Source organism: Trinickia sp. (assembly GCF_051953405.1).
Classification (GTDB): domain Bacteria; phylum Pseudomonadota; class Gammaproteobacteria; order Burkholderiales; family Burkholderiaceae; genus Trinickia.
Genome location: NZ_JBQCIV010000006.1, coordinates 103,680 through 118,164, shown reverse-complemented (window position 1 = coordinate 118,164; position 14,485 = coordinate 103,680). Strand labels below are relative to the sequence as shown.

At 63.2% G+C, this 14,485-nt stretch carries 13 protein-coding genes; 5 read left to right on the top strand and 8 right to left on the bottom strand.

The features are described from left to right. Nucleotides 1–156 precede the first annotated feature (156 nt). The 6 genes from ACTHN9_RS00935 to ACTHN9_RS00910 are packed head-to-tail and all read right to left on the bottom strand — an operon-like array spanning nt 157 to nt 6,649. Nucleotides 157–1,083 carry a Gfo/Idh/MocA family protein gene (locus tag ACTHN9_RS00935; RefSeq protein WP_440534871.1) on the bottom strand — a complete coding sequence of 309 codons (927 nt, stop codon included), beginning with the start codon at nt 1,081–1,083 and terminating at the stop codon, nt 157–159. Between the two features lie 14 nt (nt 1,084–1,097). After that, nucleotides 1,098–2,024 carry a dihydrodipicolinate synthase family protein gene (locus ACTHN9_RS00930; RefSeq protein WP_440534870.1) on the bottom strand — a complete coding sequence of 309 codons (927 nt, stop codon included), beginning with the start codon at nt 2,022–2,024 and terminating at the stop codon, nt 1,098–1,100. Between the two features lie 21 nt (nt 2,025–2,045). Further along, entirely contained in the window at nt 2,046–3,155 is a 1,110-nt protein-coding gene (gene yjfF / locus ACTHN9_RS00925) for a galactofuranose ABC transporter, permease protein YjfF (RefSeq protein WP_440534869.1), read from the bottom strand. After that, nucleotides 3,152–4,189, bottom strand: a complete 1,038-nt coding sequence (locus ACTHN9_RS00920) for an ABC transporter permease (RefSeq protein ID WP_440534868.1) — start codon at nt 4,187–4,189, stop codon at nt 3,152–3,154. Before ACTHN9_RS00920 ends, yjfF begins: the two co-directional genes overlap by 4 nt. After that, a complete protein-coding gene (locus tag ACTHN9_RS00915; RefSeq protein ID WP_440534867.1) occupies nt 4,186–5,697 on the bottom strand; it encodes a sugar ABC transporter ATP-binding protein in 1,512 nt (503 codons plus the stop codon). The genes ACTHN9_RS00920 and ACTHN9_RS00915 overlap by 4 nt, the downstream gene beginning before the upstream one ends. Nucleotides 5,698–5,734: 37 nt before the next feature. Beyond that, nucleotides 5,735–6,649 (bottom strand): ABC transporter substrate-binding protein, encoded by a 915-nt coding sequence (locus ACTHN9_RS00910; protein WP_440534912.1) that lies wholly within the window; start codon nt 6,647–6,649, stop codon nt 5,735–5,737. A 438-nt stretch (nt 6,650–7,087) separates the two neighbouring features. Between ACTHN9_RS00910 and ACTHN9_RS00905 the strand changes: the two genes are divergently transcribed. Next, nucleotides 7,088–8,833 carry an IlvD/Edd family dehydratase gene (locus tag ACTHN9_RS00905; protein WP_440534866.1) on the top strand — a complete coding sequence of 582 codons (1,746 nt, stop codon included), beginning with the start codon at nt 7,088–7,090 and terminating at the stop codon, nt 8,831–8,833. Nucleotides 8,834–8,878: 45 nt separating this feature from the next. Here ACTHN9_RS00905 and ACTHN9_RS00900 read toward each other — a convergent pair whose 3' ends face one another. Beyond that, complete coding sequence (locus ACTHN9_RS00900; protein WP_440534865.1) at nt 8,879–9,607, bottom strand: FadR/GntR family transcriptional regulator; 729 nt, start codon at nt 9,605–9,607, stop codon at nt 8,879–8,881. Nucleotides 9,608–9,875: 268 nt separating this feature from the next. Between ACTHN9_RS00900 and ACTHN9_RS00895 the strand changes: the two genes are divergently transcribed. The 4 genes from ACTHN9_RS00895 to ACTHN9_RS00880 all read left to right on the top strand — a co-directional run bounded on the left by ACTHN9_RS00895 (nt 9,876) and on the right by ACTHN9_RS00880 (nt 13,465). Further along, entirely contained in the window at nt 9,876–10,436 is a 561-nt protein-coding gene (locus ACTHN9_RS00895; protein ID WP_440534864.1) for a DUF4142 domain-containing protein, read from the top strand. Further along, nucleotides 10,417–10,776, top strand: a complete 360-nt coding sequence (locus ACTHN9_RS00890) for a cupredoxin domain-containing protein (protein WP_440534863.1) — start codon at nt 10,417–10,419, stop codon at nt 10,774–10,776. The genes ACTHN9_RS00895 and ACTHN9_RS00890 overlap by 20 nt, the downstream gene beginning before the upstream one ends. Beyond that, nucleotides 10,773–11,483, top strand: coding sequence for an RNA polymerase sigma factor (locus tag ACTHN9_RS00885; protein ID WP_440534862.1), 711 nt, complete (start codon nt 10,773–10,775; stop codon nt 11,481–11,483). Before ACTHN9_RS00890 ends, ACTHN9_RS00885 begins: the two co-directional genes overlap by 4 nt. Before the next feature lie 257 nt (nt 11,484–11,740). Beyond that, nucleotides 11,741–13,465 carry a phospholipase D-like domain-containing protein gene (locus ACTHN9_RS00880; protein ID WP_440534861.1) on the top strand — a complete coding sequence of 575 codons (1,725 nt, stop codon included), beginning with the start codon at nt 11,741–11,743 and terminating at the stop codon, nt 13,463–13,465. 21 nt (nt 13,466–13,486) lie between these two features. Here ACTHN9_RS00880 and murI read toward each other — a convergent pair whose 3' ends face one another. Beyond that, complete coding sequence (gene murI / locus ACTHN9_RS00875; RefSeq protein WP_440534860.1) at nt 13,487–14,347, bottom strand: glutamate racemase; 861 nt, start codon at nt 14,345–14,347, stop codon at nt 13,487–13,489. Between the last annotated feature and the right edge of the window lie 138 nt (nt 14,348–14,485).

Genomic DNA, 14,485 nt, shown 5'->3' with positions numbered 1-14,485 from the left:
TGTCGGCCTGTCGTAGACCGTGTTGTGAAGCTAAAAACTAAACAAGTCGCTTAGGACGACTAAACATATAACGATGTCCGCCGCCGACAGGCAAGCGGACAACGGTAATCGGGGCAGGGCGCCGCGGTTCGAACCCGCGGCACGCCGCAACTTACGTCATTCGACGAACGCTTCGACGATCTCCCGTTTGCCGAGCAAGAACGCGTCGGCGACCAGGCTGAGCGGCCGCGCATCGACGTCGCACTCGCCGCGCAAAATGAGGTCGTGCCAGCGGCTGTAGAGCGACGGATACTCGTGCACGAAGCCCAACGCGACATCGCGCTCGTCGATCTGCAATCGATTTCCGCCCTGAGACAGCAAGAGCGTTCCGTCGGCGGTGCGCACTTCGATTTCCCAGAGTTCTTGCGGGCCGTGGCGCCAGTCGAACTCCACGCGCATCGGCACGCCGGCCGTGTCGGTCAGTTCGAGATCGGCTGCGATCGGCATTGCCTTGTTCGCGGGAATGCTCAGCGTCGACGAAACGAGGGCGACTTCGCGCGGCAGAATTTGCGTGACGATCGACAAGGCGTTGATACCCGGATCGAACACGCCGAGGCCACCCGGTTCCCAGATCCAGGCTTGGCCCGGGTGCCAACGGCGCACGTCCTCTTTCCAGCGCACGTGCACGTGGCGAATATCTTGCGTCGCGAGCCAAGTGCGGGCCGCCTCGACGCCGAGCGCATGCCGCGAGTGCCAGGTCGTGAAGATCGTTTTTCCCGCCGCACGCGCCATTTCGTCCAGCGCGCGGACTTCGCTCAGGCACGCGCCCGGCGGCTTTTCGAGCATGACGTGTTTGCCCGCGGCCAGCGCGGCGCGCGCCTGCTGAAAGCGCGGAATCGGGGGCGCGCACAGCGAAACGGCTTCGATATTCGGCTCGGCCTCGAGCAGCGCTTCAAGGGTCGGATAATTGCGTGTGCCGTCCACGACGGCATTGCGGCTCGCGCAGGCGACGAGGTCGAAGCGCGGATCCGCCTTGATGGCCGGTAGATGCTGGTCGCGTGCGATCTTGCCGATACCGACGAGGGCGATCGAAATCTTTTTCATCTGTGCCTCTCGGATCAGCGGCCCCAACGCAGCGCGAGCGGATTCGCCTCGCGTGCGAGTTCGAGCAATTCCGCGCGCGTGGCGGGCGCCAACGGATCGAGCGGACGACGCACCGCGTCGCTCTTGATCACGCCGCCTTCCATCATGACGGTCTTGGCGGCACGCAGGCCGCATTGGCGGTTCTCGTAGTTGATCAGCGGCAGGATGCGCGCATAGCCCGCGCGCGCTTCGTCGCGTCGGCCCGCGCGGTGATCGTCGAACACGGTGCGGATCAAATCGGGCAGCAAGGCGCTCGACATCGTGCCCGTTGCACCGGCATCGAGATCGGGCAGCAGGGTGATGGCTTCTTCTCCGTCGAACGGGCCGACGATCGCTTCGCCGCCCGCGGCGATCAACGCGCGCAGTTTGGCCGCGGCCTGCGGCGTTTCGATCTTGAAGTAGCGAACGAGCGGCAGCTCACGCGCGACGCGGATGAGGAACGGTATCGTCAACGTCACGCCCGACAGCGGCGCATCTTGAATCATGACCGGCACGTTGGCCGAGGCCGCCACTTGTGCGAAGAAATCGAACATGGCGTTTTCGTCGACGCGCAGGTTCGCGCCATGGTACGGGGGCATCACCATGATGATGCTCGCGCCGGCCTGCGCGGCGCGCTTGGCGCGTTCCGCCGCGATTTGCGTGCTGAAGTGGCTGCAGGTCACCATGACGGGCACGCGGCCCGCCACGTGCGTCAAGCACAAGTCGACAAGCACGTCGCGCTCGGCATCGCTCAGCAGGAACTGCTCGGAGTAGTTCGCGAGAATGCAGATGCCGTCCACGCGCTGGTCGATCATGCAATCGAGCACACGGCGCTGGCCGTCGAGGTCGAGATCGCCCGATTCGGTGAACGGCGTCGGGGCGACGGGGAAGACGCCCGAGAATGGGCGGGTCGATGCGGTCACTATTCGTACTCCTAATAAAGACTATCCAAGCATGCGGGGCCGGCGCATCAAGCGTGCGCGCAGTCCGAGAGGAGCAGCGCCGTCGGCTTGCTCGCCGACGCTGCGCTTCTTGCCGTCGGGCGCGGCGGCGCTGCCCAGCCCCGAGCCGCTCGACTTGCGGCGCGCCGCTTGCCGTTCGATCACGCGTTGCAGCAGGCAGAAGATGCAAAGCAGGGCGCCGATGACGATGCGCGTCCACCATGAACTGAGCGTGCCGTCGAAGGTGATCAGCGTTTGGATCGTGCCGAGCACGCCCACGCCGAACACCGAGCCGATGATGTAGCCGACGCCGCCCGTGAGCAGCGTGCCGCCGATGACGCTCGCGGCGATCGCGTCGAGTTCCATGCCCTGGCCTTGCAACCCATAGCCCGACAGCACATACAGCGTGAAGACGAGGCCGCCCAAGGCCGAGCACAGGCCGCCTAACGCATAGACGCCGATCTTCGTCTTGGCGACAGGCAAGCCCATGAGCAGGGCGGATTTTTCATTGCCGCCGAGGGCATACACGTTGCGTCCGAAGCGCGTGAAGTGGGCGACATAAAGGGCGACCGCGAGCACGACGAGTGCGATCAAGGCGCCGCTGTTCAACTGGCCGCTGCCGATCTGAAGGTTGTAGGCGGCCACCGCGTGAAACGACGGTTCGGTGATCGTGATCGATTCGGTCGTGATGAGGAAGCAGGCACCGCGGGCGAGGAACATGCCCGCCAGCGTCACGATGAAGGGTTGCAGCCGCAGATAGTGGATCAGCGCGCCCTGGGCCGCGCCGAAGGCGGCGCCGATCAACAGCACCACCGGGGCGACGGCATAGATCGGCCAGTGCCAATGTTCGGCACACACGGCGCAGACGATCGTCGTGAAGGCCACCACCGCGCCGACCGACAAGTCGATCCCGCCCGACAGAATCACGAACGTCGTGCCGATCGCCACGATCAACAGGAACGAATTGTCGACCAAAAGGCCCAGCAAAACTTGGAGCGAGCCGAAGCCCGTATACATGAACGAGCCGAAGCCGAACAACGCGGCGAACAGGGCGATCGTGACGACGATCGGCAGCGTGCGGGGATCGAGAAGACGACGAATGAACGCGCTCATTGCACCTCCGGCCGGGCGCGAGTGGAGGAAGCGGACAGCCGCATGGCGAGACCGGCAAGCAGCTCGCGAGCGCGCGCCGATTGAATGACGCTGACCACGATCACGACGAACGCTTTGACGACGAGTGTCGCCTCGGGCGGCACGCCGATCGAGTAAGTGGTGTACGTGAGCGTCTGGATGATCAGCGCGCCGAGCACGGTGCCGGCCAGCGAGAACCGGCCGCCCATCAACGACGTACCGCCCAGGGTTACCGCGAGGATCGCATCGAGTTCGAGCAGCAGGCCGGCGTTGTTGCCGTCGGCGCTGCGTACGTTCGAACTCGTCAAGATGCCGGCGATGGCCGCGGACAACCCGCAAAACACATAAATACCGAACGTGATCGCGGTCGAGCGCAAGCCGACGAGCCGCGCCGCGACAGGGTTGACGCCGATCGAACGCACGAGCAGCCCGAGCGCCGTCCGATTGACGAGCAGCGACGTGGCGACGAAAACAGCCGCGGCGATCCAGACCGAGCACGGCACCATGGCGAGGTAGCCGTCGCCGAGGCGCAGATACCCGCGCGCGCCGATCGGAATGATTTGGCCGCCGGTCAGCAACTGCGCGACGCCGCGTCCGGCCACCATGAGAATCAGCGTCGCGATGATCGGCTGCATGCCGATGAGCGCCGCGAGCAGGCCGTTCCACGCACCGGCCAGCAGACCGACGCCGAGCGCCGCGGCGATCGCGAGGCCGACGTGGGTCGGATCGGCCGCGAGGATGATCGCTGCGGTCGCGCCCGCAATGGCGACGATGGTTCCCACGGAAATATCGATGCCGCGCGTCGCGATCACGAGCGTCATGCCGAGCGAGACGACGACGAGCGGCGCCGCGCGGTTCAAGATATCGATCGGCGCACCGAAGAAGTGGCCGTCGAGCACGGTGATCGCCAAGAAATCGTGCCGATGCACGACATCGAGGGCGAACAACAGCAGTAGCGTAACGACGGGCCACACCAGCGGATGGCGCGCGATCGCCTGCAAGGGGCGGGCGGTCATGATTGGCCTCCGGCGATGAGTCGGTAGACAGCTTGCTCGTCGAGCGCATCGCCCGAGAGTTCGGCCACTTTGCGGCGATCGCGCAGCACGGCGATGCGGTCGCTAATGCGCAGCACCTCCGGGATTTCCGAGGAAATCAGCAAGATGCCGAGCCCTTTCGCGCACAGCTTACCGACGTAATCCATGATTTCGAACTTCGCCGCGACGTCGATGCCGCGGGTGGGTTCGTCGAGTATCAGCATTTTCGGATCGGTGGCCAGCCACCGGGCGAGCAGCGCCTTTTGCTGATTGCCGCCCGAGAGCAGTTCGATCGGCTGCTCGATATCGCGTGCGCGAATACCGAGCGCTTTGACATAGTGTTCGGCAATCCGCCTTTCCTTGGCGCGCCCGAGCGGACGCCACCAGCCGCGCCGCGCTTGCAATGCGAGGATGATGTTTTCGCGCACCGACAACGCGCCGACGATGCCTTCCTTCTTGCGATCCTCGGGGCAATACGCGATCCCGTGCCGCACGGCATGCCGCGGCGAGCCGAGTTTGATCGGCTTGCCGCCGGCCGTGATCGTGCCGGTATCCGCGCGATCGGCGCCGAACAGCAGCCGCGCCGTTTCCGTGCGCCCGGAGCCGAGCAGCCCGGCCAGGCCGACGATACGGCCGGGTTCGAGCGTGAGATCGATCGGTTGGACGGCACCGCGCCGGCCCACGCCGCGCATGTCGAAGGCGCCGGCGGAGGCGGCCGCAGCATCGGCTTGCGCTTTCGAGGTGGTGCGTTCGCCGGCCACGGGCACATTGCCGACCATCTTGTGCACGAGTTCGTCGACGGGCAAATCCTTCGCCAGATATTCGCCTTCGCGTTCGCCGTTGCGCATGACGGTGATGCGATCGGAGATCGCATACGTCTGCTCAAGAAAGTGCGTGACGAAGAGAATCGCCATGCCCGAGGCTTTGAGCCGGCGAATCACTTCGAACAATTTGGCCACTTCGGAATCGTCGAGACTCGAAGTGGGTTCGTCGAGAATCAATACGCGCGCCTCGACGCTGACCGCTCGCGCGATCGCCACCATTTGTTGCACGGCGATCGGGTACGTATCGAGCGATTGCGTGACGTCGAGCGAGAGATTGAGTTGGTCGAGCGCCTTGCGGGCGCCCGCGTTGATGGCCTTCCAATCGATCGCTCCGCGGCGGCGCGGCTGGCGCCCCGCGAAGATGTTTTCCGCGACCGAAAGGTTGGGGCAGAGGTTGACTTCCTGATACAGCGTGCGGATGCCCGCGCCTTCTGCTTCGAGCGGCGCCGCGAAGCGAACGCTGCGGCCGTCGATGCGGATGTCGCCCGCATCGTGCGCATGCACGCCGGTCAGGACGTTGATCAGCGTCGATTTGCCGGCGCCGTTCTGGCCCATCAACGTGTGCACTTCGCCGGCGTACAGGCGAAAGTCGACACCCTTGAGCGCGTGAACGCCGGGAAACGACTTCGTCAGGCCTTGCGTTTCGAGTACGAGGGTGCCGGTCATGGGCGTCGCTCGCTTAGCAGTTGGCGGGGGGGCGGGATCAGTACTTACGCGTCGGCAGAACTTGCGCCGCCACGTTTTCCGGGAACACCGTTTCCTTCGTCACGATGCGCTTGGGCAGCGTCTTGCCGGCGACGATGTCCTTCACCGCGCTCATCAACTGCGGCCCCAGCAGCGGGCTGCATTCGACGTCGACATTGATCTTGCCCGCGATCATGGCTTGGAAGCCACCCTTGGTCGCGTCGAACGAAACGACCTTGGGATCCGTGCCCGGCTTCATGCCGGCTTCTTCCATGGCTTGAATCGCGCCGAGCGCCATGTCGTCGTTGTGAGCATAGACGACGTTGATCTGCTTGCCGTACGTCTTCGCGAACGCTTCCATCACTTGCTTGCCGCCGGCGAGCGTGAAGTCGCCGCTTTGCGAAGCGATGATCTTGAACTTCGGATCGTTCTTGATGATTTCCATGAGACCGGCATGGCGATCGTTCGCCGGCGCCGAGCCCACCGTGCCTTGCAGTTCGGCGATGTTGATCGGGCCCGGGTTGTTCTTGTATTCCTCTTCGAGCCAACGGCCCGCACGGCGGCCTTCTTCGAGGAAGTCGGAACCGATCATCGTCGTATAGAGCGACGTGTCCTTCACGTCGATCGCGCGGTCGGTCAGGATCACGGGAATCCCGGCCTTCTTAGCTTCCGTCAGTACCGGCTCCCAGCCCGATTCGACCACCGGGGAGAAGGCGATGACGTTCACTTTCTGAGCGATATACGAGCGAATCGCGCGGATCTGGTTCTCCTGCTTTTGCTGCGCATCGGAGAATTTCAGATTGATGCCGGCGTCTTTCGCCGCTTCCTTGACGGAGACCGTGTTTGCGGTCCGCCACGCGCTTTCGGCGCCGACCTGCGCGAAGCCGAGGGTGATCTTCTTGTCTTGTGCGTGGCCATCCACGACGAGCGACATGGCGAGTGCCGCTCCGAGAAATGCGTTCAGCGCCAACCGTACTGTACGTCCCATGCTTGTCTCCGTTTGTCTTTGGTGCGTGCTTGGTTTTGCTACTAAGAACGAACTACGTCACTTCACTTCGGTTCACTTCGAATTCCGTGCGCCGGACGCCCCTTGTGACGGGTTGTCGCGCTGTGTTGCCTTCCAAATAGCCATACTATAGGCACGGTGTAGACCCGAATCGATTGGCGTTTTCCCCAGCTTCGCGACTCCAATAGTCATGCTATTTCTATTTGGAATCTGGCAAGAAGCGGCCGGAAAGGCGTAAGATTGTGCCAACATGTGGGACGTCGCCGGGATATGTATGAGTTGAATCATCATCTTATGCGTCCGGCGGGCCTTGATGGTGGAAAATTCAATCGTTTTACTATATCTGCCTCAAGCAGGCATCGAGCAATGACAGACAAATCACGTAAGCTCCGCTCCGCCCAGTGGTTCGGCACGGCCGACAAGAACGGCTTCATGTACCGCAGCTGGATGAAGAACCAGGGCATCCCCGATCACGAATTTCAGGGTAAGCCGATCATCGGCATCTGCAACACGTGGTCGGAGCTGACGCCTTGCAATGCGCACTTCCGCAAGCTGGCGGAGCACGTCAAGCGCGGCGTGTTCGAGGCGGGCGGATTCCCGGTCGAATTTCCCGTGTTCTCGAACGGGGAATCGAACCTGCGCCCAACGGCGATGTTCACGCGCAACCTCGCTAGCATGGATGTCGAGGAATCGATTCGCGGCAACCCGATCGACGCCGTGGTGCTGTTGGCGGGGTGCGACAAGACCACGCCAGCGCTGCTGATGGGCGCGGCCAGTTGCGACGTGCCGGCGATCGTCGTGAGCGGCGGCCCCATGCTGAACGGCAAACACGAAGGGCGCGATATCGGCTCCGGTACGGTCGTGTGGCAGTTGAGCGAACAGGTGAAGGCCGGCCGCATCACGTTGCACGAGTTCATGGCCGCCGAGGCGGGGATGTCGCGCTCGGCCGGTACCTGCAACACAATGGGCACCGCATCGACCATGGCCTGTATGGCGGAAGCACTGGGCGTCACGCTGCCGCACAACGCCGCGATTCCGGCGGTCGATTCGCGCCGCTATGTCTTGGCGCATTTGTCGGGTATGCGGATCGTGGAGATGGCGTTGGAAGATGTCCGTCTGTCGAAGCTGCTGACGCGCGAGGCATTCGAAAATGCGATTCGCGCGAACGCGGCGATCGGCGGCTCGACCAATGCGGCGATCCATTTGAAAGCGATCGCCGGGCGCATCGGCGTGTCCCTCGACCTGGACGATTGGACGCGCGTGGGACGCGGGACGCCGACGCTCGTCGATCTGCAGCCGTCCGGGCGCTTCCTGATGGAAGAGTTCTATTACGCAGGCGGGCTGCCGGCCGTGCTGCGTCGTCTCGGCGAAGCGGGCTTGCTGCCGCATCCGGATGCGCTGACGGCCAATGGGCACTCGCTGTGGGAGAACTGCAAGGAAGCGCCGATCTATAACGATGAGGTCATCCGCCCGCTCGATAAGCCGCTCGTCTCCGACGGTGGGCTATGCGTGCTGCGCGGCAATTTGGCGCCGCGCGGCGCAGTGCTCAAGCCCTCGGCGGCCACCGCGTCGTTGCTCAAGCATCGCGGGCGCGCGGTCGTCTTCGAGAACTTCGACGACTATAAGGCGCGCATTGCGGACCCGGACCTCGATGTGACGGCCGATTCGGTGCTCGTCATGAAAAATTGCGGGCCGAAGGGCTACCCCGGCATGGCCGAGGTGGGCAACATGGGCTTGCCGCCGAAGGTGCTCGCGCAGGGCGTGACCGATATGGTGCGCATTTCGGACGCGCGCATGAGCGGGACCGCATACGGGACCGTGGTGCTGCACGTGGCGCCGGAAGCACGGGCGGGCGGGCCGCTTGCCGTGGTGCGCAACGGCGATTGGATCGAACTCGACTGCGAGTCGGGCCGCTTGCAGCTCGATATCGGCGAGGAAGAACTGGCGCAGCGCTTGGCGGCATGGCGCGAGACGAATGCGCAGCGCAATCCGGCCGACCTCAGCGGCTATCGCAATCTGTATGTCGACCATGTGCTGCAGGCGGACGAAGGATGCGACTTCGATTTCCTAGTGGGTTGCCGTGGAGCCGAGGTGCCGCCGCATTCGCATTGATCGAGACGATGGGCCCGGCCGGTTGGGCGGGCCCGATCGAATCGTCTAACGTTCGGCACGCGCGCCGATGACGAGGATAGTCTCGGCATCGGCTTTTGCGTTTTCCAGTTGGACGAGGCTCGCTTGCCGCGCCCCGAGCGGATCGCGATGCTCGATCGCCGTCAGGATCGCCCTGTGCCGCGGCAGCGACAAGGCATGTGTATCGGGGTGGCGGCTCGTCAGTTTGATCGATTCGCTCAATGCCATCGACATCATATTGCCGATGAAGGCGAGCATGTCGTTGTGCGTGGCAGCCATCACGGCGCGGTGGAACTCGAGATCGGGTTCGAGCAGTGCGTCCGACGTTTGCGCGTTTTCCATCTGCTCATAACAGCGACGAATACGCACGACATCCTCTTCCGTCGCATTCGTGGCGGCCAGTGCGGCCGCTGCCGGTTCGATAATGCGGCGTACCGTCAGCAACGAACGAAAGAACTCCCCCTCAGGCGTGACGCTGATCGTCCAGAACAGGACGTCCGGATCGAGCATGTGCCACTCTTCGCGCGGACGCACGACGCTGCCGACGCGCGGCTTCGATACGACGAGCCCTTTGGCGACGAGCACACGAGTCGCCTCGCGTAACACGGGGCGGCTAACGCCATACGATTCGCAAAGCGTGGGTTCGGGCGGCAGCCTATCGCCGGGAGCGAACTTGCCGCTGACGATCTCGATGCCGAGTTCCTGCACGATCCGCGCGTGCATGCTCTTGCGGTTCTTGAGATGTCGATAGTCCATAGGGAGGGGGTCATGTCGCCTTCGCGCCGACTCGGGCCGCGAAGTGTCTGCCAGCATAGCACAGGGGATATGCCCCTTACTATTGATCGATGCCTGGAATAAACCATCATTGTGCTCCGTTCGTTCTCATGTGGGGCATCGGAACGAGGATCGCGATAAAGCGCCGAATGTGGGAACGCAGTGCCGGCGCGTGACATCTATCGCGGCAAGACCCTCCCGTTCGCATCGCCGAACGGACAGCCGGTCCGTTTCCCGATAGGAGAAAAGCATGCCGAACCATAGCACTCTGAAATCCATGCCTAAGCTGGCCCTTGCGACCGCCTTGGCCGCGGCGGCAATGGGCGTTCAAGCGCAGGGCGCCGGAGCGCCCACCGACCCGCAGATCGCCGCGATCGTCGTCACCGCCAATCAGGTCGACATCGATGCCGGCAAGCTGGCGATGCAAAAGAGCGCAAGCAAAGAGGTCAAAGCCTTTGCCCAAACGATGGTGCGCGATCACACCGGCGTCAACCAAGCGGCGACCGATCTCGTGCACAAGCTGAACGTGACGCCCGAGCCGAACGCGACGAGCGAATCGCTGCAAAAAGGAGGCGACGATAACTTAGCCAAGTTGAAGGGATTGAGCGGCAAGGCCTTCGACAAGGCTTACATCGATCATGAAGTGGCCTACCATCAGGCTGTCATCGACGCGATGGACAAAACGCTGATTCCCGATGCGAGCAATGCCGAGTTGAAAGCACTGCTGGTGAAGGTTCGCCCGGCCTTCGTCGCGCACCTCGATCACGCCAAGCACCTGGATGCCGAACTCAATGACAGCGGCGGCTATTGAACACGGACGAGGCAAGCGAGCCGCGGCCATCGTGCTGTGCCTCGGCGCGTTGACCGCGCTTGCGCTGCCCGCGGAGGCGAAAACATGGACCGTCAAGATTGCCGGCATGCGGTTCGATCCTGCCACCGTGACCGTCGCGCGCGGCGACACGGTCGTGTGGTTCAACGAAGACCCGTTCCCGCACACGGTGACGTCGGCCGATGCCGGACGCTTCGATTCGCACGCGATCGCGCCCGGCGCTAGTTGGCAATATCGGGCGAAGACGCTCGGACGTTACGCCTATGCCTGTACGTTTCATCCGACGATGCAAGCGACGCTGGTCGTGAAGGGGAAACCATGAGTGTGGAGTCGACATCCCCCGGCCCCGCCTCGCGCGATTGGCAATATGCCGACGATCGCGCGCTGGCGGCAGCCGTCGGCGCGGGTGAGCGCGACGCGTTCGTGCACTTGATGCGCCGCTACAACCGGCGCTTGTATCGGCTCGCGCGGGCGACGCTGCGCAATGATGCCGACGCGCAAGACGCGCTGCAGGACGCCTATCTGGCGGCCTATCGCGGGATCGGTACGTTTCGTGGCGATGCGCAGTTGTCGACTTGGCTATCGCGGCTCGTGGCGAACGCCTGCTTGGCCCGGTTGCGGCGCGACGCGCGAAGACATGCGCGTGCGCCCATGGTGAGCGTATCGGCGAACGACGAACCGGATCGCGAGCTTATGGATTTGTCTCATGATGCATCGCCCGACGATGCCTTGATGCGCGCCCAGGTTCGCGCGTTGCTCGAACGCAAGCTCGATGCGCTACCCGAAGTTTTTCGCGTCGTATTCGTGCTGCGCTGTGTCGAGGAACTCAGCGTGGAGGAAACGGCACAGTCGCTCGGCATCCCCGAAGCGACGGTGCGGACGCGGCAGTTTCGCGCGCGCAGCCTACTGCGCGAATCGCTGGCGCAAGAACTCGATTTGGCCGAGCGGGACGTGTTCTCGTTCGACGGCGTGCGCTGCGACGGCATCGTTGCCGCCGTACTCGCTCGTCTGGATGCGGACGAAGGTTGACCCGTGTCTCCTTGAAGCGGTAAGCGAGCGTTGCGTGCCGCCGTGCCTACACCGTTTCGGCACGGCGTTTTTCGCCAGCGGCGCGCGAAATGCATGCTGCATTGTTTCGTTACGGCTGTTATAGAAGGTTCACGCTCGCGCTTCTCGATTTGTACTATCCTCGTTCGATCGATTTTCCGATGGGCCGGTATTCGCGGCGAATGGCCGTGAGTGCATGGCGGTGGAAAACGCGGTATCGAACGATGAACGAGGAAGCGATGGGTAAAGTCTTCAGCGCGTCGGCTTCGTCGCGCGGATTCACGGTCAAGGCGTATTCGGGCGACGGCTGCGCGATGCTCGCCTTCGATCTGGCGGATCACCTGACCGATAAGCTGGCGGGATTTTCGATTCGCCGCAAAGACGCAGGCGATCAGGGATGGACATGGCTCGGCAATCGGCTATCTTTCGCGGGCGACTACACGGCAAGCGGCGGCAAATTCTTTCCATCCAACGTCGCGCCGTTTCAGAAATTCTGGTGGCTCGATTTTCCGCCGGGCAACCCGCACGGAACGTTTGACTACGAAGTGATCGTCAAGCGTTTCGCCGAAGACAAATCGAGCCAACTCCAAGACGATCAAACTGTCACCGTCACGCTCGATGTCGGGCCCTTTGTTACGGGCGGGATCGAAGTGGCCTTTACGCGCGGCTATCTCTCGTCGCAGGCTTACGCGGACGAATTCGACAACAAATTGTACGAACCGAAGGTAACGGCCGGCGAGTGGAAGTTCGATTGGACGCCTTACGAGGCGCAATGGGCTTGGCTCGGCGCGCATGCACGCACGGCGATCGAAAGCTTCCTAACCGAGTGCTATCAGGACCCGCACGCTACAGTGGATGCGTTCGTCTATGACCTGAACGAGCCGGCGATCATCACGGCGTTGATCGAGCTGGCCAGTATGGGCAAGCTGCGATTGTTGGCCGACGACGCCACGTTGCACGGCGAGGGCACAGCTGCTGCGAAGGCCTTTTCCGACATCCAGTCGGCCGCCACGGAGGCGACCCGCGCCGGGTTCATGCGCGGAAAATTCAAGCGCTATCAGCACAACAAAGTGCTCGTCAAAAAGGTGGGCGGCGTCGCCCAGAAAGTGCTGACCGGCTCGACGAATTATTCGATCACAGGGCTCTACGTCAATGCGAATCACGTATTCGTGTTCGACGATGCAGCCGTGGCCGCGCAATACGAAGCGGCATTCGAGACTGCGCTCAACGACAAGCTGCAGGCCGCCGATTTCTATAAGCAAGCGATCTCGACACAAGAGTTCCCGATCGATCGCCCCGGGATGCCGCCCATCGTTGTGTCGTTCGCACCGCATCGCGACCCGCAGGTTGGGCTCAAGCGGCTCTTGAATGCGATCGACAGTGCCGACAGTTCGGTGATCTTCGCGGTTATGGATTTGAACGGGTCGGGCGAAGTGCTCAAAGCGCTGGCCCAACTGCACACGAATCAAAAAGTCTTTTCGTACGGCATTTCCGATTCGGTCGATCCCGCGGACGATACGATCGACGGGACCACCGTCTATACGCCCACGTCGATAGGTGGCGAACTCGTTTATTCGAAGGCCGATCCCGAACGGTTTCCGCCGCCGTTTTCGATGGAACGGGAGGTGCATGGGCCGGCCGCGCATATCGTTCATCACAAGTTCGTCGTCGTCGATTTCAACGGCACGAACCCCGTCGTGTTCGGCGGATCGTCGAACCTAGCCGAGGGCGGGGAAAGTTCGAACGGCGACAACCTGGTGGCGATCTACGATCGGGCGATCGCGACCGCGTTCGCCATCGAGGGCATACGGCTGGTCGATCACTACGCCTTCGCCGCCGCGCTGAAGAAAGCGGGCGCGAACCAGCAGCCGCTGCGCTTGAAGTACGACGGCGAGAAATGGTGGCTGCGGTATTACACAGCCGGCGACATTCGCGAGAAGGAACGGCAGCTCTTCAGTCGTTAGGCGGCGTTGTACGGCTACGGCTTACGGCTGCAGCGCCGCCAGCGTGTGCACGATTTCGACGTGGGAGACGGATGCCTCGGATGCCTGCGCTGCATCCGCTGCATCGGTACCCAGCCCCCGGGCCACGGCGAGCAGCGCCTGGCGCTGCGAGGCCGACTGCGCAGTCGAAAAATAGGCGATCCGGCCGCGCGCTTGGGCAGCGGCGGTCAAGCCGCCTTCCCGCAACAGCGCATCGACGCGCCGCGCGATGGCCGAGCCCGTCTCGATCAACGTGAAGCGTTCGCCGAATAAATGCCGGATACGGTGCGCCAGCAACACGAAATGCGTCGAACCGAGAATGACGGTATCGGCGCCTGCGTTCGCCATCGGCGTGAGATAGCGCAGGAGCAAATCGTCGACGATCGCTCCGCCGAGATGGCCTTGCTCGATTTGTTCCACGAGCCCGTGGCCGGCCTGGCAGACGAAGCGGCATTGCGATTCGTATTCGGCGATCAGCGTCTTGAACCGGTCGCTGCGCAACGTCGCGGCCGTGGCCAGGACGCCCACGACGCGGCTCGCCGTGGCGAGTGCCGCGGGTTTGATGCCGGGCTCGACGCCGACGATCGGGACCGGCACGGTGGCGCGCAAATAGCCAATAGCGTGCGTCGTCGCGGTGTTGCATGGGATGACGATCAGCTTCGCGCCGCGTTCGACGAGCCAATCGGCGATGGCCTTGCTGCGTTCGCGGATAAACGCATCCGTTTTCTCGCCGTAGGGAGCGTAGCCGGAATCGGCGACATACAGCATCGACTCGCTCGGCAGCCTTTCGCGCATTGCGTCGAGAACGGACAGGCCGCCCAGCCCTGAGTCGAAAAGGCCGATCGGCGCATGGTGGGTCGTCATCTGAATTTCCGAATGAAATCCGAAGCACGCGCGCGCGGCGCGGGCATAGAGCGCCGGACGGGCGGCGCAGCGATTCGACCGCCATGATACACAGAAGCGCGCGCACGCGTCCGTCGATTCGATCATCCTGCGATCGAC